19 protein-coding genes are annotated in these 20,926 nt (G+C 37.0%); 12 read left to right on the top strand and 7 right to left on the bottom strand.

All coding sequences use genetic code 11. The features are described 5' to 3' along the window. Positions 1–33 precede the first annotated feature (33 nt). The gene (locus SB679_RS17585; RefSeq protein WP_410703567.1) at positions 34–2,175 is read left to right on the top strand and encodes a M3 family metallopeptidase; all 2,142 of its coding nucleotides are present in this window, start codon (positions 34–36) and stop codon (positions 2,173–2,175) included. 106 nt (positions 2,176–2,281) lie between these two features. Further along, on the top strand, positions 2,282–2,659 hold the full coding sequence (locus tag SB679_RS17590) for a YchJ family protein (protein WP_410703568.1): 378 nt from the start codon (positions 2,282–2,284) through the stop codon (positions 2,657–2,659). A 64-nt stretch (positions 2,660–2,723) separates the two neighbouring features. Here the strand turns inward: SB679_RS17590 and SB679_RS17595 are convergent, their stop codons facing one another. Together SB679_RS17595 and SB679_RS17600 are read right to left on the bottom strand one after the other, a co-directional pair. Then, positions 2,724–3,224: an FKBP-type peptidyl-prolyl cis-trans isomerase gene (locus SB679_RS17595; RefSeq protein WP_410703569.1), complete on the bottom strand. Its 501-nt coding sequence runs from the start codon at positions 3,222–3,224 to the stop codon at positions 2,724–2,726. Positions 3,225–3,339: 115 nt separating this feature from the next. Further along, positions 3,340–3,588, bottom strand: coding sequence for a VF530 family DNA-binding protein (locus SB679_RS17600; protein WP_034712576.1), 249 nt, complete (start codon positions 3,586–3,588; stop codon positions 3,340–3,342). A gap of 143 nt (positions 3,589–3,731) precedes the next feature. Between SB679_RS17600 and SB679_RS17605 the strand changes: the two genes are divergently transcribed. The 5 genes from SB679_RS17605 (at position 3,732) to SB679_RS17625 (ending at position 7,928) form a co-directional block, all read left to right on the top strand. Further along, positions 3,732–4,811, top strand: coding sequence for a sensor histidine kinase (locus SB679_RS17605; RefSeq protein ID WP_410703571.1), 1,080 nt, complete (start codon positions 3,732–3,734; stop codon positions 4,809–4,811). Between the two features lie 6 nt (positions 4,812–4,817). Beyond that, positions 4,818–5,492 carry a LytR/AlgR family response regulator transcription factor gene (locus SB679_RS17610; RefSeq protein WP_410703573.1) on the top strand — a complete coding sequence of 225 codons (675 nt, stop codon included), beginning with the start codon at positions 4,818–4,820 and terminating at the stop codon, positions 5,490–5,492. A 177-nt stretch (positions 5,493–5,669) separates the two neighbouring features. Beyond that, a complete protein-coding gene (locus SB679_RS17615; RefSeq protein WP_410703575.1) occupies positions 5,670–6,422 on the top strand; it encodes an intradiol ring-cleavage dioxygenase in 753 nt (250 codons plus the stop codon). A gap of 182 nt (positions 6,423–6,604) precedes the next feature. After that, positions 6,605–7,249: a hypothetical protein gene (locus SB679_RS17620; protein WP_410703577.1), complete on the top strand. Its 645-nt coding sequence runs from the start codon at positions 6,605–6,607 to the stop codon at positions 7,247–7,249. A 178-nt stretch (positions 7,250–7,427) separates the two neighbouring features. Beyond that, entirely contained in the window at positions 7,428–7,928 is a 501-nt protein-coding gene (locus SB679_RS17625) for a hypothetical protein (protein ID WP_410703579.1), read from the top strand. Positions 7,929–8,009: 81 nt separating this feature from the next. On the opposite strand, the gene SB679_RS17630 is transcribed toward SB679_RS17625, so the two are convergent. Together SB679_RS17630 and SB679_RS17635 are read right to left on the bottom strand one after the other, a co-directional pair. After that, a complete protein-coding gene (locus SB679_RS17630; protein ID WP_410703581.1) occupies positions 8,010–9,035 on the bottom strand; it encodes an LLM class flavin-dependent oxidoreductase in 1,026 nt (341 codons plus the stop codon). A 194-nt stretch (positions 9,036–9,229) separates the two neighbouring features. Beyond that, the gene (locus tag SB679_RS17635) at positions 9,230–11,368 is read right to left on the bottom strand and encodes a DPP IV N-terminal domain-containing protein (protein ID WP_410703583.1); all 2,139 of its coding nucleotides are present in this window, start codon (positions 11,366–11,368) and stop codon (positions 9,230–9,232) included. Positions 11,369–11,730: 362 nt separating this feature from the next. Here SB679_RS17635 and SB679_RS17640 point away from each other — a divergent pair, with 362 nt between their 5' ends. The 3 genes from SB679_RS17640 to SB679_RS17650 all read left to right on the top strand — a co-directional run bounded on the left by SB679_RS17640 (position 11,731) and on the right by SB679_RS17650 (position 14,398). Next, positions 11,731–12,240, top strand: a complete 510-nt coding sequence (locus tag SB679_RS17640; protein WP_317742099.1) for a YceI family protein — start codon at positions 11,731–11,733, stop codon at positions 12,238–12,240. A gap of 103 nt (positions 12,241–12,343) precedes the next feature. Next, positions 12,344–13,171 (top strand): 4,5-DOPA dioxygenase extradiol, encoded by an 828-nt coding sequence (gene ygiD / locus SB679_RS17645; RefSeq protein WP_410703585.1) that lies wholly within the window; start codon positions 12,344–12,346, stop codon positions 13,169–13,171. Positions 13,172–13,228: 57 nt separating this feature from the next. Then, positions 13,229–14,398, top strand: a complete 1,170-nt coding sequence (locus tag SB679_RS17650) for a carboxypeptidase-like regulatory domain-containing protein (protein ID WP_410703587.1) — start codon at positions 13,229–13,231, stop codon at positions 14,396–14,398. A gap of 30 nt (positions 14,399–14,428) precedes the next feature. Here the strand turns inward: SB679_RS17650 and SB679_RS17655 are convergent, their stop codons facing one another. The 3 genes from SB679_RS17655 to hutH all read right to left on the bottom strand — a co-directional run bounded on the left by SB679_RS17655 (position 14,429) and on the right by hutH (position 18,124). Further along, a complete protein-coding gene (locus SB679_RS17655; protein WP_410703589.1) occupies positions 14,429–15,937 on the bottom strand; it encodes a S8 family peptidase in 1,509 nt (502 codons plus the stop codon). A 136-nt stretch (positions 15,938–16,073) separates the two neighbouring features. Next, entirely contained in the window at positions 16,074–16,520 is a 447-nt protein-coding gene (locus SB679_RS17660; protein ID WP_410703591.1) for a GNAT family N-acetyltransferase, read from the bottom strand. Positions 16,521–16,633: 113 nt separating this feature from the next. Beyond that, complete coding sequence (gene hutH, locus SB679_RS17665; protein ID WP_410703593.1) at positions 16,634–18,124, bottom strand: histidine ammonia-lyase; 1,491 nt, start codon at positions 18,122–18,124, stop codon at positions 16,634–16,636. 129 nt (positions 18,125–18,253) lie between these two features. On the opposite strand from hutH, the gene SB679_RS17670 reads away from it, so the two are divergent. Next, the gene (locus SB679_RS17670; RefSeq protein ID WP_410703594.1) at positions 18,254–19,015 is read left to right on the top strand and encodes a hypothetical protein; all 762 of its coding nucleotides are present in this window, start codon (positions 18,254–18,256) and stop codon (positions 19,013–19,015) included. An 89-nt stretch (positions 19,016–19,104) separates the two neighbouring features. Further along, the gene (gene uvrC / locus SB679_RS17675) at positions 19,105–20,901 is read left to right on the top strand and encodes an excinuclease ABC subunit UvrC (protein WP_410703595.1); all 1,797 of its coding nucleotides are present in this window, start codon (positions 19,105–19,107) and stop codon (positions 20,899–20,901) included. The last annotated feature ends 25 nt before the right edge of the window (positions 20,902–20,926 follow it).

The raw sequence follows: 20,926 nt of genomic DNA on the forward strand, positions 1-20,926 counted from the left end.
TTAATATCTTTATACTTTAATAACAACTAATTTATGAAAAATATTTCATCGGTATTGTTAATTTCTGCTTTGGCATTAAATCAATCTTGTACTACAATGAAAAAAACCGATACTCAACAGGAAGTTCCTGTACCGGATTCTTCCTTATCTTCTAATCCATTTATGAAGAAAAGTAAGCTTCAATATGAGGCTCCGGAATTTGATAAAATTAAAAATGAACATTTCAAACCGGCTTTTGATTTCGGATTGAAACAGCATGATGCTGAAATTTTAAAAATCGCCAATAATCCTGCTGCTGCCACTTTTGAAAACACTATTGTCGCGTTGGAAAAAAGCGGTGAAGTGCTGAAAAGAACCACGATTGTATTTTCCAATCTTACCAGTGCGAATACCAATCCTACCCTGCAGGCTTTAGATGAGGAATATGCTCCCATCTTTGCGGCACATTCGGATAAAATGTATCTGAATGAAAACCTTTACAAAAGAATACAATCCATTAAAGAAGATGGTCTGGATGCAGAAGGGAAAAGACTGGTACAGTATTACAAACAAAATTTTGAAATCGCAGGTGCTAATCTTTCTTCGGCTGACAAAGAAAAACTTAAGCAGATCAACCAGGAACTGGCATCACTTTCCACCCAATATGCCAATAAATTATTAGAGGCCAGAAAGCAGGGTGGAGTTTTCTTTTCCGATGCAAAAGAACTGGATGGACTTTCTGCTGACGAAATTGAAGCTGCCGCAACAGATGCTAAAAATGCAGGACAGCCCGGAAAATATCTTCTGGCTTTACAAAATACCACTCAGCAGCCTCTATTGCAAAACTTAAAAAACAGAGCAACGAGAGAAAAACTCTTCAAAGCTTCATGGTTAAGAGCTGAAAAAGGGGATGCTAATGACACCAGAGAAACCATTGAAAAACTGGCTAAACTCAGATTGAAAAAAGCACAAACGCTGGATAAGAAAAGTTTTGCAGAATGGAAGCTTCAGGACCAGATGGCGAAAACTCCGGAAGCAGCTACTAAATTAATGAATCAGATCGCGACTCCCGCTGTAGAAACGGCTGCGCGTGAAGCAAAAGATATTCAGGCACTGATCGACCAGCAGAAAGGTGGTTTCAAGGTAGAACCATGGGACTGGAATTTCTATTCTGAGCAGGTAAGAAAAGCAAAGTATGACCTGGATGAAAACCAGATCAAGCCTTACTTTGAAGTAACTACCGTGTTGGAAAAAGGAGTTTTCTACGCTGCTGAAAAATTCTATGGCCTTACTTTTAAAAAGAGAACGGATCTTCCGGTATATCATCCGGATGTGGTAACTTATGAGGTTTTTGACCATGACGGAAAATCTATTGCCATCTATTATCTTGATTTTTATACGAGAGATTCTAAAAATGGAGGGGCATGGATGAGTAACTTCGTGGAACAGTCTTATCTTTTGGGAACCAAACCGGTAATTGTCAACTGTTATAATTATCAGAAACCAGCTCCAGGAAAGCCTTCATTAATAAGCTATGATGATGTTTCTACGATGTTCCATGAGTTTGGACATTCTATCCACGGAATGTTTGCGAGCCAAAAATACCCTTCACTTTCAGGAACTAACGTTCCGAGAGATTTTGTGGAATTTCCTTCGCAAATCAACGAGCATTGGGCTTTAGATCCTATGGTTCTGAAAAACTATGCCCTTCATTATGAGACTAAGCAGCCTATTCCTCAGGCTTTGGTTGATAAAATCAAGAAAGCAGCAACTTTCAATCAGGGATATATGACAACAGAACTTGTTTCTGCTGCAGAACTTGATATGGATTGGCATACAGTGACCAATGAAAGTCAGCTGATCCCCGTGTTAGATTTTGAAAAACAATCACTGGCAAGCCACGGATTTACGCTGGCAACGGTTCCGCCAAGATATCATACTCCTTATTTTGCCCATATCTGGGGCGGTGGATATTCCGCAGGATATTATGCTTATTTATGGTCTGAGACATTGGATAACGATGCCTGGGAATGGATCAGCAATAACGGCGGCCTGACGAGAGAAAACGGTGACCGTTTCAGAAAATATATTCTTTCTGTAGGAAATTCTGTTGACCTTAATCAGGCATTCAGAGATTTCACAGGACATGATCCGGATATTAAACCTTTATTGAGAAACAGAGGATTTATTAAATAAATATTGAAAAAGAAGCACGTAATACGTGCTTCTTTTTTTTATGGATCTATTGCTCATTATAACTGTAAATCTTTTGCTATTTTTGTATCTACAAATTATCATACTCATGAATTGTCCCTGCTGTTCAGGAAAACCCTATGAAGAATGCTGCAAACCCTATCATACCGGAGAACAGCATGCTCCCACAGCCGAAGCTTTAATGCGTTCCCGGTTTTCCGCCTTTGCGATTCCCAACGGAGAGTACTTAATGGAGACTACCTTACCTGGAAAACGAAAGCTTCATAGTAAAAAAGACCTTCAGGAATGGGGAGAAATCAACCAGTGGACGAAACTGGAAATTATTCAGACTCCTGCGTTGAATCATGTAGAGTTTAAAGCGTATTACACGGATCAGGACGGAAATCCTCAGCTCCATCATGAATTTTCTGTCTTCCAAAAAATGCATGACCGCTGGTATTATGTTTCCGGTGAATTTTTAGATTAAAAAAAATCAACAATATTGAAATTACAAAAAAAATGTCCGTAAAAACGGACATTTATATTATATTTTAGTGAGCATCTGTACCATCCACTCCATGAGCATGGCCATGTGCTAATTCTTCTTCCGTTGCCGGACGTGTATTTAAAATTTCCACCTGGAAATCTAATACTTTCCCAGCCATTGGATGATTAAGGTCTACCACTACAGCTTCCGGTGTAACTTCTACCACAAATGCCTGAAAATTATTCCCTTGATTATCAGACAAAGGTAAAATAACTCCAACCGGTGGAATCCCAGATTCATTAAACATATCAATTGGCAATTGCGTGATGGCATCATCCTGTTTTTCACCATAAGCTTCTTCAGGAAGAATGGTAAAAGCTGTTTTATCGCCCGCTTTCAAACCAAGGATATTTTGTTCAAACTTTGGAATCATCATTCCTACACCGTACAAAAATGTAAGTGGATTTTCTGGTGTTGTTTCTTCTACAAGAATCTTACTTCCGTCTTCTTCGATAGTGTGAAGTATGTAACTTACAGCTACAACATGATTGTGTTCAATTATCATATTTTTTCTTTTTTTTCGTGAAACTTTTCACGATTAATAGCGGCAAATATACTGCTATTTTGATTATTTATAGGAAAAGTGCTAAAAGAAGAACCTTAAAACAATATCCTGCATTCTACTTTCCGGGCTTTGTTTCGTCTCTTTTTTTCTGTCTCAGCATAAAGAGATAGAGACTTTCCACCTTGGTTCTGGCCCAATCTGTTTTACGGAGAAACTTCAATGAAGAGTTGATGCTTGGATTATCTGTAAAGCATTTAATATTGATCTGCTCGCCCAGTTTCTCAAACCCCTGGTAATATTCCACCAATTCTTCAAGAATGGCATCGAGTCTTTTTCCGTGTAAAGGATCTTTGGGTTGCTGCATGTTTTTTTTTGCAAAAATAGTGATAAAATTGATGACTGTGCTTTTCAATGCTGCCATTATCTTATGTGGGTTACACTTTAGGGCAATGCAAAAATAAAATTCCTCTTAGCCTTTATCTCTCAAACTTTTTATATTTTCGTTTAATGAAAAAGCTGTGGCCTCATATTATCCTGATTCCTTTGCTCTTGACCATTCCAATCGTCTCTTCTCCGGATTTCGACGGGACTTTGTCTGTATTCAGGGTTTCTCCTTTTCAAAGGGAGTTTATCCGGTTTGCTCTGGTCATTATCTTTTTTTATTTAAACCTCAGCATCTTCCTTCCGAAATTATATGCTAAAAAAAAATACCTGCCTTTTACCCTATGTATTTTAATCAGTTTCGGAATTATTGTATTCATTCCGTATTACCTTATCTCTGAACATATTTTTTCTACCGGGCCTTCATCTCTATCCACCCCTCCCCCGCCCAATGGAAATATACCGGCTCCGCCCATCGGCAGCAGGCCTTCTTTTGAAAATCCCGGCCCGAGAAACCAAGGGTCTCTTTACCAGATGATTTTCGCTTCTCTTCTTCCATTTTTATTTTCATTTTTATCATCACTTTTCATTTTTAGAAATAATGAGAAAAAGGAGCTTGAACGTTCAAAAGCCAAAACAGAATTATTAAATTTAAAGTATCAGCTTCAACCCCATTTTTTATTTAATATTTTAAATTCCATCTATTCTTTAGCGTTATTGAAATCAGATGATGCTCCTAATGGAATTTTAAAGCTTTCCAATGTGATGCGGTATGTGGTTCAGGAGAGCAGTAAAGATTTTGTGGAACTAGACAAAGAGTTTGAGTATCTAAAAGACTACATTGCCCTTCAGTTGGTAAGAACCGACAGCAGTCTGGATTTTTCTTATACAGAGATCGGCGACACAAAGAATCTGAAAATCGCTCCGTTTATATTGGTTAATTTTATAGAAAATGCTTTTAAATATGGCTTTAATGCGGAAGAAACTTCAAAGATTTCTATCAAAGCAGTTGTTCAGGAAAACGTCTTAAGCTTTTCTGTCTTTAATTATATTGTGAGTAAAAAAACGACTGATGAAAACAGCCTGAAAATAGGATTAAAAAATACCATTAAACATCTGGATCAGGTATATCCTGAAAAATATACGTTAACCATCAATAACGATGGAAAAACCTACGATGTGGACCTGAAAGTTAATTTAGCATAACCCAATATGATAAAAGCCATTGCCCTGGACGACGAAATTCTTGCATTAAAGATCATTGAGAATTATGCTGAAAAAATTGAAAACCTTTCATTGGAAAAAATATTCAATACGCAGACCGACGCTCAAAAATACCTCAACAAATTCCCTGTAGATCTGATTTTTCTGGATATCGAAATGCCTTCCAAAAACGGAATGGATTTCTATAAAAGCATTCCCCAGAATACCAAAGTGATCTTCACTACTGCCTATTCGGAATATGCTGTAGACGCTTTCAGTCTTAATGCCGTAGATTATTTATTGAAACCTTTTTCTTTTGAAAGGTTTAAAAGTGCCGTTGAAAAAGTAAAAATAAATCCTGAAAACGACAGTATCAAACATCTTTCGATCCGGGCAGATTATAAGCTGCATAAAATTAATTTCGATGATATTCAATTGATTGAAGGCCTTGATGATTATATCCAGATTCACTTGAAAGACCACTCAAAAATTACAGCACGTTCATCCATGAAAAATATTATGGAAAAGCTTTCTGAAAAAGATTTCATAAGGGTCCACCGTTCTTATATTGTCCCTGTCGACGACATCAAAACTATTGTCAACCGGAATATCCATATTGGAGATTTCATCATTCCTATCGGCGAAACCTACAAAGATGATGTGATGAAGATCGTCAGCAAATAATCTTAAAGCTTTCTTAAAAAAAGATCCTTCCAAAGCCGTTTACCGACACATTTTATCTGTTTACCTCATAAATTTCCTCTGTGGGTATTTTGACAATACATTTGGGATAAGAAACTCAAAAAGACAGCATCTAAGTAGTAGATCATCTTTTAATTTTTAATCTTAAAACCACATATTATGAAAACAATGAACAGAAAAGGATTTTTGAAAAGCCTGGGGTTAGCAGGAGTAACCGCTATTGCTGCACCAATACTGATCCATTGTGGAAGTGATGATGATACTTCCGGCTCATCTTCTTCGGGCTCCTCAGGTTCCAGCTCAGGTTCAGGATCTACCACTACAGGATGTTCTGTAACCAATTCTGAAACTGAAGGACCGTTTCCTACAAAAACGCCTTCCAGTCTTGTACAAAACAATATTGTAAGCGACAGAACCGGTGTTCCCTTAACGATTACCCTACTCATTCAAAACGTCAACGCTGTCTGCGCCAGTCTGCAGGGTGCCTTTGTAGATATCTGGCATTGTGATAAGGATGGAAATTATTCTGAATATGGAGGAACTGGTATGCAGTCTACCAATTATACTACAGTTCATTTTTTAAGAGGCAGACAGACTACGGATGCTTCGGGGAAAGTAGCTTTTACTTCTATTTTTCCGGGATGGTATAATGGAAGAGCTACTCACATCCATGTTCATGTGTATAGTTCTACAGGGCAGTCTCTGCTGGTTACCCAAATTGCTTTTCCGGAAGGAACTGACAGTGCTGTGGTACAGGTTGGTGCAAGCACCGGGTATAAAGGGATGAGCGGTTATACTTATAATTCGAATGATAACGTGTTCAGTGATGGAACCTCCAATGAAATGTCCAGTATTTCAGGAAGCGTAAGCGGAGGTTTCGCTCTGACCCACACCATAAAAGTTTCGGCTTAAATTAAGAAGTTGTTGAATAAGCGGTACATCATGCTGAAGATTGAAATACATGCTGCTGCCAGTTACCGCTTTTTTATTCATCCTGTTTATTACACGGTCTGCACAAAAAGTGAATTGAATATCCCGTGTTTATCCGTGTAATACAGGAACTTCAACAATAAATCCTTTTAAAAATTACAATTATGCTGGTTCAAAGTGCTTCAAAAATAATTAAAGCTGATCTTTCAGTCTGGAAAAAGAAAGAGTCGTGCGTTGTGAATACAATGGTTTCTGAACAGGAAAATCTGAACCTGAGAAATGTCGTTGAAACGGTATTCGATGAAGGCGGACGTTATCATTTTACCTATCAGCGTGACAGCAGTGTTCTGATTATTGTTCTATATGGTGAAATCCTTATCAATGATTTTAAAAAACCTATTACTTCGGAACAGGTTTTCATAGTACAATCAAAAGAAAGCCATTTTTTAACATTAAAAAATAATCTGGCTGATGAAAAAGCAGATATTTTGATTTTAGAATTAAAAAGCAAAAGGCCTGATCATTTCTTTTCAGTTGAAGAAGTAAATATCAGAGATCAAAATACACTTATTCCTATTTCCAATCAATTGGAATATCCAAATTTCATAGGACTTTATGAAGGAAGACAGGAACAGGAATATTCATTATATCATCCAAAAAACACTTTATTTGGATTGGTCCTCAATGGAGCTTTTGAATTTCAGAATATGTTACTGGAAGCAAGAGACGCTGTGATCATCAAAGAAATTGAAATCTTGGAATTCGAAGCATTAAGTGAGAATGCTCTTTTGCTCTTACTGGAAGTTTAATAAAATCCGTCAAAAAAAGTATTCAAAAAAACAAGTATAGAAACATTTAAAGTCATAGTTCATTAATACACTTTTAAGTGTTAGATTTTTTTTCATATCATTTATGTTTGTAGCAGGGCAGACGTTGAAAGCTGCCCTTTTTTTATTCAATCGATATACTCTTAAAATTATTAGAAATATGAAAGCTAAGATCAGACTCGCATTCCGAATTGTAATCGATAGGAATTCCACTATGGCGTGGGATCAATATATTTTTGAAGATACTTATTTTGAATATAAGGTGCAGCATCAGGTTTTCGACAGCAAAGAAAATCCGGCAAAAAATTATTGGGAACTTTTGGAAAAGAATCCTCATGCCCAACAGATCCCTTTTTTAATGAGTTCCAGTGTAATTAATTATGTTTCTCAGCTGAATGGAGTCATCAAAAGTCTTCCCGATGTTTTGGGAAGTACTTTTTTTCCGGTGGAAAACTTCAGGCTGGACCTCATCAGTTCTCATACTGAGGATCCATCCAAACATAAGGTTGGACTTACGTTTTATACTCCGGAACTGTTATTAATTGATATCATCAACAATACATATCTTCTGAGCAGAGACACTGAGGCCAACAGTGCTTTTGAAACATTTATGTTCGCTTTTCATCCGCAGGTAGCGATTTCTTATTATGAGGCTTTGTGAGAATTTATACAGAAATCCGTAGCATTTCAGGTTCAAAATACAAATAAAAACCCTCCGACAATAGCTGTCGGAGGGTTAATTTTATAGATTCTTTAAGGTTGGTTTTACTTTTTCCCCAAATAATTCGATGGATTTCATCATGATGTCATGAGCCGGATCACCAACGTCCATATGGCCAATAAATCTTGTAATGCCGAAAATTTCTTTCATGTAAGCAATTTTATCAGCAACTTCTGCAGGACTTCCAATAAATAATGCGCCGTCTTTCGCTCTTCCACCGTCATACTGCATTTTGGTATAGGGAGCCCAGCCTCTGGAAGCGCCTATCCTGTCCATCTGTGATTTATAATTGTGAAAATATCCATCGGTTACATTTTGATCCTCACTTACAAAAGTATGAGAGTGAATCGCGATCTGCATTTTGGATACATCATGCCCGGCTTTTTGATATTCCTGTTTATAGAATTCAACTAAATTCTTAAACTGAATCGGCATTCCGCCAATAATTGCAACCACTAAAGGCATTCCTAACTGGGCTGCACTCAAAACAGATTGCGGGGTACCTCCTACTGCTCTCCAGATGCTTAATTTCCCGTCGTTTTTTGCTCTTGGGTAAACGGTCTGGTTACTCATCGGCGCACGAAGCTGTCCTGACCAGGTAACGTTTTCTTCTGAGTTTATTTTTAACAGCAGTTCTAATTTTTCATCAAAAAGCTGCTCATAATCATTCAGAGAATATCCATATAAAGGAAAGGATTCAATAAAGCTTCCTCTTCCAACGAATATTTCTGCTCTTCCATCGGAAATCAAATCTAATGTTGAAAAATCTTCGTATACTTTTACAGGCTCTGATGAACTTAGCACCGTAACACCACTTGCTAATTTTATATTTTTCGTGACACTTGCCGCAGCTGCCAATACTATTTCAGGAGATGACACTGCATAGTCAGGACGGTGATGTTCTCCCATCGCAAAAACATCAATTCCTACCTCATCCATTCTTTTTACCTGTTCGATAATTTCACGGATTTTTACTCCTGCATCTCTATATTTTCCGGTAGTCTGGTCAACTCCTAAGTCGCCAAACATTCCTATTCCTAATTCCATATCTGTACATTTTATATAGATCAAAAATACGAAACTCAGCAATGAAAAGCATTGATGTTTGGTAAGAACGGAAGTATGCTCCAATCAATTCTTGTCAACATAACATAATAATTCTAATATTACAAATCTTCAGATTGCAAATTGTTTGAATTTTCTGACAAAAAAAATCCAGCCTTATCGGCTGGATTATATTATTATTTCTTTAAATACTGATCAAAATAATCTGTTACCTTCTGCATCAGATGTACTCTGTCTTTTCCGATAACGTTATGTGGGTGTCCGGGATATACAAAATAATCCAGTTGAACTCCATTGTCTACCGCAGATTTAATAAATTTTATAGAATGCTGCCAAACGACAACGTCGTCCTGAGCTCCATGAATCATCAATAATTTTCCTTTTAAATTCTGAACTTTATCTAATAAATTAGCCGCTGCATATCCCTGAGGATTTTCCTGTGGTGTATCCATATATCTTTCACCATACATGATTTCGTACATGCTCCAATCGATGACAGGACCTCCGGCAACCCCCACTTTGAAAACATCAGGATGACGAAGCATGAAACTTGTCGTCATAAATCCACCAAAGCTCCAGCCGTGGATACCCATTTTATCTTCATCTACATAAGGAAGGGATTTCAAATATTCCACTCCTTTCATCTGGTCGTTCATTTCAGTGGTTCCCAGATTTCTGAAAACAGCCTGTTCAAATTTCATCCCACGGTTTGAAGAACCTCTTCCGTCCATTGTAAAAATAATGTATCCGTTTTGGGCCATATATTCATACCAAAGATTTCCGGATGCCGGGAAAGTATTCGTGATCAGCTGTAAATGAGGACCGTTATATAAATAGACAATCGTTGGATATTTTTTGGTCGGATCAAAATTGGTTGGCAGAATCACTTTTCCATATAAAAGAGTTCCGTCATCAGCTTTTAAGGTTACGTTTTTGATCTCAGGTCTCTGATAATTTTTCAGCGTATTTTCAGCAGTAAGAATATTGCTGGATTTTAAGGTGTTTGTATTAATGATATTCGCTACTCTCGGAGTGCTTTCATTCGCATACATATCGAACAGCTGATTTCCGTCAGCACTCAACACACCGGAATGCATTCCTGCAGCATTATCCATTCTCTGCGACTTAAAATTCGTCCAGTTAATTCTATATAAATGTCTTTCCAAAGGACTTTCCTGAGTCGATACATAATAGATTTCCTTCTTCTTTTCGTTAAAACCTAAAATATCAGTTACCAGCCAGTCTCCTTTTGTGATCTGGGCAACCAATCCTTTTTCTAAGCTGTAATGAAACAGATGATTATATCCCGTTCTCTGGCTCTGCCAGATAAAATCTGTATTGGAATTCGGGAAAAACACTAAAGGATGCTGAGGTTCAACATATTTATCGTTGGTTTCTTCAAACAATGTTTTTACAAGATTCCCCGTAGCCACATCATATTGGTTCATTTTCAAATGATTCTGACCTCTGTTCAGTACGCCTACAAATATATATTTTGAATCCGGACTCCAGGTAATTGCTGTTAAATACTGGTCTTTCTCCCCTTCAACCTTTAAGAAAGTGGTAGATTGATCCTTGGTATTAAATATACCTAAAGTCACTTCATGAGATGCCCTTCCGGCCATTGGATATTTAATATTGTGATTAACGGCAGGAGTTACAGACCAATCGATCACCGGATAATCAGCGACCATGGTCTGGTCCATTCTGTAAAAAGCTACTGCTTCTGAATTGGGTGCCGGGAAAATTCCGGTGTCAATTCCGAATTCATTTCGGTGAACAGCCTGTCCGCTGATGATGTTTTCATTCGTTTCATTGGTTACAGCAACCGATTTCCCATTTTTACTGATATATAAATTATTCTTTACCGTATAAGCAAACGTCTGGTTATCACCAAAAAATTTGATATTAGAAGCATTTTCATTCAGCGAAGCAGTCGTTTTTACTTTCCAGTCACTTCCTGATTTTTCAATCCAGTACATTTGGTCATTGGCATTGAAATACCCTCGGGAATTGTTGATGAATTTGATCTGAGGAAATGCTTTTAATTTATTATCCGAAAACTGTCTGTTAAGTTGAGTCAGAGAAACCAACGTATCCTGCTTGTTAGTCTTTACATCGGTAATCAAATACCCACCTTTAACGCCCTGAATGTAAGATTTACCGTCATCTGACCATGAAAATTGAGAAATATTTTTCACTGCCAAATTGGTTCTCAGACCATTCACAGCTTCCGCCATCGTAAACTTTTGGGTCTGGGCAAAAACCGATCCACCCAAAACTACCATCAATAAAGAAAATCTATATAATTTCATTGTATATAATTGAATCCCTCAAAAATAAGAAATAAAAGTCAGCCGTTAAAAATTGTTAAAATAAAATATTCATAAAATGGGATTAATGCATTCATAAAATAAATTCTTACCTTAATGTCTGGATTTATGGGTTGATGGTTGGCGGTTGATGATGTTTATTAATAGTGTTTGGTATTAGATTTATGCTGGGTTACTAGCCGAAATAGAGTTGTATATTTTGAATAAATAGTCTCACATCTTTTATCCTGACGCTCAAATCTGGAAGAAATTTACCTCCCATTCATTTCTTATCCTAAATCAATGTTTTATACCTCTTCCTTATCCTACATTTGCATTATAAATAACAATAAAAAATACATACAATGGCTACAAAATGGAACCTAGACCCAACGCATAGTGAAATTACTTTCAAAGTAAAACACATGATGATTTCTAACGTAAAAGGAAGCTTCAGAACTTTCAATGCTGAAATTGAAGCTGAAGACGATTCTTTCTCAAATGCTAAAACTACTGCAACGATCCAAACGGATTCTGTATTTACGAATAACACAGACAGAGATAATCACTTAAAGTCAGCTGAATTTTTTAATTCTGAAGAACATCCTACCATCACTTTCGAATCTCAGGCATTAAATGATAAGATCTCAGGAAACCTTACTGTAAATGGAATTACTAAACCAATTACACTGGATGTAGATTTCGGAGGAATCAATGTAGATCCATGGGGAAATACAAAAGCAGGATTTTCATTTGAAGGAAAAATCAGCAGAAAAGATTTCGGATTAAACTGGAATGCTGCTCTTGAAGCCGGAGGCGTAATGGTAAGCGACGATGTAAAAATTGCAGGAGAGCTTCAGTTCGTAAAGGCATAATTAACAAAAACGTATGATCTGCCCTCATGGCAGATGATCACATAAAACATATCAGAAGGTTCAGGGATTTGTAAGCCTTGAACCTTTTTTAATACTCCATTCTATGAACCTTAATGATCTACAAAACATAAGCGAAAATTTTGGAAATACCCAAAGAATGCCCGTTTTATTTCTGGGCCATGGTTCGCCTATGAATGCTATTGAAGAAAACCAATTTGTACAGGGATTCAGAAAAGCGGCCCGGGAAATTCCAAAGCCCAATGCCATTTTATGTATTTCCGCCCACTGGTATACGGAAGGAACTTTCGTGACGGCAATGGATATGCCCAAAACAATCCATGATTTCGGGGGATTCCCTAAAGCACTTTTTGATGTACAGTATCCGGCACCCGGAGATCCTGAACTGGCGAGAGAAACAGTGGAATTATTAGCTCCGGCTCTGGTGGAAGAAGACCACAACTGGGGCTTGGACCACGGCGCATGGTCTGTGATTAAACACATGTATCCTGAAGCCGATATTCCGGTGATCCAGCTAAGTATTGATTATACAAAACCACCGCAGTATCATTTTGATCTCGCCAAAAGATTACACAAACTTCGTGAAAAAGGAATACTGATCATCGGGAGTGGTAATATCGTGCACAATTTAAGATTAATCGACTGGAAAAACATCGATACGGTTGGAGCCGGCTGGGACTGGGCAATTGAAGCCAGAGAAAAAACCAATAACTGGCTGCTTGATGACAATTTTCAACCTATCATTGACTATCAAAAACAAGGAACATTTTTGCAGTACGCCGTTCCTACTCCAGATCATTATCTTCCTTTGATCTATACTCTAGCTCTGAAAGATGAGTCTGAAGGACTTGTATTATTTAACGATGAACTCATTGGCGGTTCATTGAGTATGACCAGCATAAGGATAGGATAATCCAAAAAATAATTGGTTCCTTTTTTTATCACTAAAAAAGTAGTAATATTGTTTACCATGAAAAAAACGATATTACTATTTCTTATTTTTCTTCCTTTTTACCTCTTTTTTGCCCAAGTCATTAAAGGAACTGTCGTTGATGAATCTGGACAGAGAGTTCCCAATACCCATATTTATTTAGACGGAAGTAAGACCGGCACAGTCTCTAAAGAAGACGGAAGTTTTATCCTGAATCTTCCCTCCAGCAATACGGGAAACATTGTTTTTCAAAAGGATGATTATGATACTTTTACGGCAACCATTTCTGAACTTATCAACAAAACGCTTAAAGTGGTCTTAATAAAAACCAATGCGATTGAAGAAATAAGGCTGATTCCTTATACCGAAGAGGCCTATAAAAACTACATCAATTATTTTCTGGATACATTTATCGGATATGATAAAGAGAATGTGAAAATCAAAAATCAGCGCACATTAAAATTTTCATTTGATAAAAAGAATAAATTACTGAAGGTAAAGGCTCCCAAAACCCTGATTATTGAAAATAAAACCCTTGGATACGAAATCCAGTATAACCTGATCAATTATTCTGTAGATTTCAATACGAATATGATCAATTATAGCGGAACAAGCTTTTTTAAAGAAACAAAAAACTCGGATAAGGTAAAACTCAATAGAATGAATGCTTTTGATGGCAGTCTCCTCCATTTTTTCAGAAGTATGTACCAAAATAAAATTGCGGAAGAAGGTTTTATCATCAATAAAATTGTTAAGATTCCTAATCCAAAATATCCTACAGAAGAAGAACTGAATATGGTGAAGGATTTCATGCAAATGACGAAAAAGTCCGGCACTATAAAAATCCCTGAAGACATTTCTGATATCTTAAAGAGAAAGAATAAAGAAACACCTTACGCACTGGCTTTAACAAAGTCAAAAATCCCTGATGCTGATTATACAAAAAGAAATGGCAGCCAAGTACTGTTCAGCTTTGATGATATGCTTCAGGTGAACTATCAAAAGTATTTTTATGAAAGTAAGGGAAAAGCGTTCATCAAAACTACGGTTCCCGTTTCTCTATCTTCTTATCTCCACTCTGAAGGCGAAACATTTGAAATATCAAAAGAAGGAAATATCACGAATCCGGATCTGCTGATCAATGAAGGTGATTTTTCAAAAAATAAAATTGAAAACATGCTTCCATTGGATTATCAGCTGGGAGATTAAGATATTTCCTTCCTGATTATAATTAATATTCTACTGAACGGCTTTTAGCACATTGATGTTTCCATAACCATAATTGGCATCAGCGGCCGGATAATACGTTGCAGACTGTCTCATTTTAGTAAGCACCTGCTCTCTGCTCCATGATGGATTTTTAGCCCATACCAGCGCAGCAATTCCTGCTGTGGCAGCTGTGGCAACAGAAGAACCGCCTACATATTTAGTCTGGGCATTATAATATCCTGCCACAGGCACTGAATTTCCTGATGTTCTTTCCATCTGGAAGGTAAAATCAATCTCACTTCCGGAATGACATACATCACATTTTTGATTGGAAGTTCCCTCTTTTACTCCTGTTATTGCCTGCGTTTCAGGCATCCATGCCGGAAAAATAACACCCACAAAATTGGTAAAACTGGTGGAAGTTCCTCCTGCACAGAAAATCAATTTTCCTTTGGAATACGCATATTTTACTCCATCCTCAATTTTCCCGACTGAAAAAATATGTCCCATAGACATGGAGATAATTTTCACGCTGGTCGTATTACCAAGCTCTGTAAAGGCTGTCTTCACCCCACTCTGCTCATGATAGCCATCTAACACTACGTTGGATGAGGCTCTGTATGCGATTAAACTTGCATTATACGCTACTCCTACAGGAAAACCCGTCGTATTTCTTGGTGCTGTCATGACCGATGCCATGCTTGTTCCATGTCCGCATTGATCGTTAGTTCCGTCTGTATCTGTACTCCACGGCCATACAGAATCTACATAGACTCCTTTTTTAGTAATTGTTCTTCCGGAAGATGCTCCATTGTTAAAACTGCTTCCCAACAGGCTCTGATCAGAGGAAACGCCGCTGTCAATAAGACCGATCGTTACTCCCGCTCCTGTACTGTAGCTCCATGCTCCCGGAATGTTATGTTTGGTAAAAGCCCATGGAACTTTTGCATTAGGCGTTACAAAAGTGTAATCTGCTGCATTTAAAGCTTCCGATTCGAAACCGCACCCTGATGAAGAGCCACTGGATTTTGCCGTACCGTTAAGTTTATTTTCGTTTTCAAAATAATGATAATCTCCCGGCTCCAGATAACGGATTGCTTTCATGCGGCGCAGAGCAATAATTGTTTCCTGATTTTCGATCACCACATCGATCTGATTAAGAAATTGATCTGAGGCGATTAAAATCCTGCTTTCTTCTCTTCCTTCATACTGTTTGATAACGGATAGAATTTCATTTTGAATCTCACCACTGTTGGAAGAAAGGCTTCTGTCAAAATCCTTTTGAGAGTTTCCGAATCCTATAGACGCAACTTTATTTCCCTGGAAAACGGCACTCCACAGAAAGTGGTCCGAGGTTTTGCTCCAGCTGAAAGAACCGTTACTTTTAAGGGATTGGTTAATTTCTGCGTTGATCTGTTTTGCGGATAAGGGATCTTTTTGTGAAATCTCAATTTTAGGATTTTCATTCTGGAATTCTTCCGTAGTACACGAATTCAAAACAAAAAATAAGACTAAAAGGTAGAATACATTTTTTCTCATGTTGAACTATTTTGGTTTGGAAGAACAAGATAAGAATTTACCCTAAATATAAATCTCACAAATATGAATTAAATATTACCAATCTGTATGCTATCAAAATAAAACTAAACTTTACAATGTAATCTATCAATAAGATTTACAACACTTTCTCATAGCAGACACTGTTTTCTACTCCTGCATATTGTCCATAGTTGGAAATCCTTTTGTATCCTCTTTTCTCATATAAAGCAATAGCTTCAGGCTGTTTAATGCCTGTCTCCAAAATACATTTTTGATATCCGGATTCTTTAGCCCAGATTTCTAACTCATTTAACGTTTTTGAAGCTAATCCTTTTCCTCTGTTCAAAGGATCTGTATACATTCTTTTAATTTCTACCACATCATCGGAATAGGGTTTAAAAGCACCACAAGCAACTCCAGTACCGTTAAGGTCAATAACCACACAGTTTTTCAATAGATCAATCCCATTGAACTGATGATAAAATGCGTGATCATCTCCATCACGTATGGCCAGGTCAGCATCCAGTAATTTTACAAGGTTCTGAAAATCTATGTCAGAAGAATCTGTTCTTTTTATAATCATATTATATTTTTTATTAGTACTAAAATAGTAAAGCTCTCAATATTGAGAGCTTTACCTGATCATTTATCTTTTAACATTGGAAAAATCCAATTACACAACCGTTATTGTTATAATTAAATTTCAACGATAAATTTTCTTTCGTTAATTAATTCTGCGATAGCCAGCATATCCTTTCCGATCAATCGGTCTTCTTCAAGCTTGGTAACTTTAGAACGAAGGATGGCAACGTTATCTTCAATGATTTTTGAACATTTTGATGGTCTTCTGAATTCCAATCCCTGGGCTGCAAACATTAATTCTACCGCCAAAATATTGACCAGATTCCCAAGAACCTGATTAAATTTTCTTCCCGAAATACTTCCCATAGAAACATGATCTTCCTGACCTAAACTTGTCGGTATAGAATCTGCAGAAGCCGGGAAACACAGCGTTTTATTTTCCGTTACTAATGCAGCAGAGGTATATTGCGGAATCATAAAACCTGAATTTAATCCTGAGCTTTCAGTAAGCAATCTTGGAAGTCCGTATTTTCCTTCCAGTAATAAATAACTTCTTCTGTCGGAGATATTTCCCAATTCAGCAGCAGCCAACGTTGCATAATCTAAAGGCATTGCCATCAGCTGACCGTGGAAATTCCCTCCTGAAATTGATTCTTCAGCACTTAATACAATTGGATTATCTGTTACAGAATTCAATTCTGTTTCGGCCATACTTTTAAGATGCTCAAAAGCATTTCTACTGGCGCCGTGCACCTGAGGAACACATCTCATGGAATAAGGATCCTGAACTCTTTCGCAATCTTCATGCGCTTTCATGTTTTCAGATCCTTTTAAAAATTTAACCATTCTTGCAGCTACTTTTTTACTTCCTTCAAAAGGTCTGATATCGTGAAGTTCTTTTTTAAAAGGGCTTTCAGAACCTCTATAGGCTTCGATACTCATGGCAGCCGTCATGTCTGCCAAATTTAATAGGTATTCAAATTTTTCTAAGCCTTTAATGGCGTGTGCCAGAATAAACTGGGTTCCGTTGATTAATCCTAGTCCTTCTTTGGGTCCCAATACTAAAGGTTCAAGATGATGCTTCTCCAAGATCTCCAGAGTATCATAAATAGCATTTCCTTCCCACACCTGTCCTAATCCTAAAAGAGGGAGTACAAGATGGGCTAACGGAGCCAAATCACCGGAAGCTCCTACAGATCCCTGTTCAGGAACTACAGGAATAATATCTTTTTCAAGCATCAGGATCAATCTTTCGATAACTTCAAGGGAAACTCCGGAGAATCCTTTCGATAATGCGTGAACTTTAGCAATCATCATAATTTTAGAAAACTCTTTATCAATAGGCTTTCCTACTCCTACTGCATGAGAGATGATCAGATTATATTGAAGCTGGGCTGTTTCATCGGGTGAAATCTTAGTATCACACAAAGGACCGAAACCCGTATTGATTCCATATACACATCTGTCAGACTCTACAATTTTCTGAACGTTCTGCTGAGATTTTAAAATCTGTTCTTTTGCCGCTTTATTAAGTTTTGCTTTATTAGGTTTTTTACAAATTTCCAAAACATCATGGAAAGTGAAAACATCTACTCCGTATATCATTGCTAAAAATTTCCTTAAAATTACACATTTAACGATAATTGCAAAAACTAAATTTCAGCGTCCTATATTTTTATAAAAACTAGTTATTTAATTTACTATTTTAGCCCCCGATATTAAAAATAATAACTCATGAAACTTAAAACTCTACTTCTTGCATTATGCCTTGCAAGCGTATCTTCTTTTGCCCAAAAGGTAAAATACACAAAGGAAGAAATCAAAAAAATGGAAACCTATCTGTTTAATGAAGGATTCAACACTCCGTCACCTAAGAAAACATCTACGATTATCTTAAAAGACGGAAGTTCCCATAAAGGCTTCTGTAATAACATTGAAACTAAAAAAGGACAGATCTACGAAGTTTCCATCAAAGACAGTATCTCAAAGAAAAGCATGGCTTTCAATGCAGATCAGATCAGTGAAATGTATGTATATCCGAGCAATGCTGAAAAAATTGCAAAAACAGCAAAATATTTTGGCAACATCAGAAATTATAGCACAAAAAAACTGACTAAAGGAACTAGCAATGACCGTATTTACTTTGTTAACCAAACCGTTTCTTTAAAAAATAAAAAGGATGACAAAGAATTCCTGATGCAGGTTATCAACCCAGGATTTGACAATATTATTTCTGTGTACCATGATCCAAGAGCTAAGGAAACCGGAGGATTTTCTGTAATGGGTTCTCCTCAGTTAGGCGGTGGCGTTATCAAATCTTATTATGTAAAAAAAGGAGATAAAATAATGTGGCTTCACAAAGATGATTTTGAAGATAACTATGATTTTCTTTTCGGTGACAATGCTGAATTCATGAAAAAGTATCCGAAAAAATCCGTAGAATGGGATTATTTCAGCTTCTTAGTCAATGAATACACTGAAATGCATAACGGATAAAACAAACCATAACTCAATACAGAGCTGTAGAAAATTCTACAGCTTTTTTTATTCTTTTAAATAACGGGAGGATTCCGTAATTTTGTGTTATGAATCCTTCTTTAGAATTACAGCTCAAAACTTTACCTTCCGAACCCGGCGTTTATCGTTATTATGACAAAAACGATCAGCTTCTGTATGTAGGAAAAGCAAAACAATTAAACAAAAGGGTTCTTTCCTACTTTAATAAAAATCTTTCGGGCTACAGAACAAGAATAATGGTTAGCAAAATCCACCGGCTGGAGACCACTATTGTCAACAGTGAATATGATGCGCTGTTGCTGGAAAATAATCTTATCAAAGAGCATCAGCCATTTTATAATGTCATGCTGAAAGATGATAAGACCTATCCCTGGATCTGCATTAAAAATGAGGAGTTTCCAAGAATTTTTCTAACAAGAAACGTCATAAAAGATGGTTCAGAATATTATGGGCCCTATGCCAAGGTATGGCCTGCAAAAATTTTACTGGAGACCATTAAACATATCTATAAACTCAGAACCTGTAATTTAAATCTTTCTCCGAACAAAATTGCGGAAGGAAAATATAAAGTCTGCTTGGAATATCATATCAAAAACTGTGAAGGCCCTTGTGAGGATCTGGAAAGTAAGGAAGATTATGATGAAAAGATTGATGCTATCCGTGGAATCATTAAGGGTGATTTCCGAAAAGCAAAAGAATATCTGGTGAATCAAATGATGAAATATGCTTCGGCTCTTCAGTTTGAAAATGCACAGCTGATTAAAGAAAGACTGGATGCTCTTGAAAATTATCAATCGAAAAACACCGTCGTAAATCCTAATATCGACGATGTAGATGTTTTTGGAATGACGAGTGATGAAACTGCAGCTTACGTCAATTTTTTCAAAATCAGAAACGGAAATATCATCCAGAGTTTCACCACAGAAATCAAAAAAGTACTTGAGGAAAGTGATGAAGATATTATGGAAGAGGCATTGATTGAGATTCGGCAAAAGTTTGCGTCTGATTCCAAAGAAGTGCTTTTACCCTTTCACTTGTCTGTAGAAATCCCTAATGTAAAACTAATCGTACCTAAGGTTGGTGACAAGAAACGTATTCTGGAGCTTTCTGAAAAGAATGCCAAAGAATATCGTCTGGAAAAATTAAAACAGGTTCAGATTGTGGATCCGGAAAGACATGCCAACAGGATCATGGCGGAAATGAAGAAGTTACTGAGAATGCCTGTTGAACCACGTCATATTGAAGGTTTTGACAACTCCAATATTCAGGGGACCAATCCTGTATCTGCATGTGTTGTTTTTAAAGACGGAAAACCAAGCAAAGCCGATTACAGGATCTTTCATCCTAAAACCGTGGAAGGAGCCAATGATTTTGCCACCATGGAGGAAGTTATTTACAGACGTTACAAGAGAATGCTGGATGAAGGGGATAATCTGCCACAGCTTATCCTGATCGATGGTGGAAAAGGTCAGCTCTCCTCTGCTGTCAAAAGTTTAAGACTTTTAGGACTTTACGGGAAAATTACGATTGTAGGAATCGCAAAAAGGCTTGAAGAGATTTTCTTCCCTGAAGATTCTATTCCATTATATCTGGATAAAAAGTCGGAAACACTAAAGATTCTGCAGAGAGTCCGCGATGAGGCGCACCGTTTTGGCGTTAAGCATCACAGAACCAGAAGAACCAATTCCACGATAAAATCTGAACTGGAAGAAATTCCGGGTGTGGGAGAAAAAACAATTGAACTTCTTCTTTCAAAACTGAAATCGGTAAAACGGATCAAAGAGTCTAGCCTGGAAACATTGGAAGAAATCCTGGGGAAAAGCAAAGCAAAAATAATTTGGGAGTTTTTCAATACAAATCAATAAGATAACAAACATTTTATTTATTTTT

It is taken from the genome of Chryseobacterium sp. SIMBA_029 (assembly GCF_046535275.1).
In the GTDB taxonomy this organism is placed as follows: Bacteria; Bacteroidota; Bacteroidia; order Flavobacteriales; family Weeksellaceae; genus Chryseobacterium.

What these genes read in the sequence shown, in the direction of transcription:
- SB679_RS17585 (WP_410703567.1), top strand. Translation starts at nt 34, where the DNA reads ATGAAAAATATTTCATCGGTATTGTTAATTTCTGCTTTGGCATTAAAT.
- SB679_RS17590 (WP_410703568.1), top strand. Translation starts at nt 2,282, where the DNA reads ATGAATTGTCCCTGCTGTTCAGGAAAACCCTATGAAGAATGCTGCAAA.
- SB679_RS17595 (WP_410703569.1), bottom strand. Translation starts at nt 3,224, where the DNA reads ATGATAATTGAACACAATCATGTTGTAGCTGTAAGTTACATACTTCAC.
- SB679_RS17600 (WP_034712576.1), bottom strand. Translation starts at nt 3,588, where the DNA reads ATGCAGCAACCCAAAGATCCTTTACACGGAAAAAGACTCGATGCCATT.
- SB679_RS17605 (WP_410703571.1), top strand. Translation starts at nt 3,732, where the DNA reads ATGAAAAAGCTGTGGCCTCATATTATCCTGATTCCTTTGCTCTTGACC.
- SB679_RS17610 (WP_410703573.1), top strand. Translation starts at nt 4,818, where the DNA reads ATGATAAAAGCCATTGCCCTGGACGACGAAATTCTTGCATTAAAGATC.
- SB679_RS17615 (WP_410703575.1), top strand. Translation starts at nt 5,670, where the DNA reads ATGAAAACAATGAACAGAAAAGGATTTTTGAAAAGCCTGGGGTTAGCA.
- SB679_RS17620 (WP_410703577.1), top strand. Translation starts at nt 6,605, where the DNA reads ATGCTGGTTCAAAGTGCTTCAAAAATAATTAAAGCTGATCTTTCAGTC.
- SB679_RS17625 (WP_410703579.1), top strand. Translation starts at nt 7,428, where the DNA reads ATGAAAGCTAAGATCAGACTCGCATTCCGAATTGTAATCGATAGGAAT.
- SB679_RS17630 (WP_410703581.1), bottom strand. Translation starts at nt 9,035, where the DNA reads ATGGAATTAGGAATAGGAATGTTTGGCGACTTAGGAGTTGACCAGACT.
- SB679_RS17635 (WP_410703583.1), bottom strand. Translation starts at nt 11,368, where the DNA reads ATGAAATTATATAGATTTTCTTTATTGATGGTAGTTTTGGGTGGATCG.
- SB679_RS17640 (WP_317742099.1), top strand. Translation starts at nt 11,731, where the DNA reads ATGGCTACAAAATGGAACCTAGACCCAACGCATAGTGAAATTACTTTC.
- ygiD (WP_410703585.1), top strand. Translation starts at nt 12,344, where the DNA reads ATGAACCTTAATGATCTACAAAACATAAGCGAAAATTTTGGAAATACC.
- SB679_RS17650 (WP_410703587.1), top strand. Translation starts at nt 13,229, where the DNA reads ATGAAAAAAACGATATTACTATTTCTTATTTTTCTTCCTTTTTACCTC.
- SB679_RS17655 (WP_410703589.1), bottom strand. Translation starts at nt 15,937, where the DNA reads ATGAGAAAAAATGTATTCTACCTTTTAGTCTTATTTTTTGTTTTGAAT.
- SB679_RS17660 (WP_410703591.1), bottom strand. Translation starts at nt 16,520, where the DNA reads ATGATTATAAAAAGAACAGATTCTTCTGACATAGATTTTCAGAACCTT.
- hutH (WP_410703593.1), bottom strand. Translation starts at nt 18,124, where the DNA reads ATGATATACGGAGTAGATGTTTTCACTTTCCATGATGTTTTGGAAATT.
- SB679_RS17670 (WP_410703594.1), top strand. Translation starts at nt 18,254, where the DNA reads ATGAAACTTAAAACTCTACTTCTTGCATTATGCCTTGCAAGCGTATCT.
- uvrC (WP_410703595.1), top strand. Translation starts at nt 19,105, where the DNA reads ATGAATCCTTCTTTAGAATTACAGCTCAAAACTTTACCTTCCGAACCC.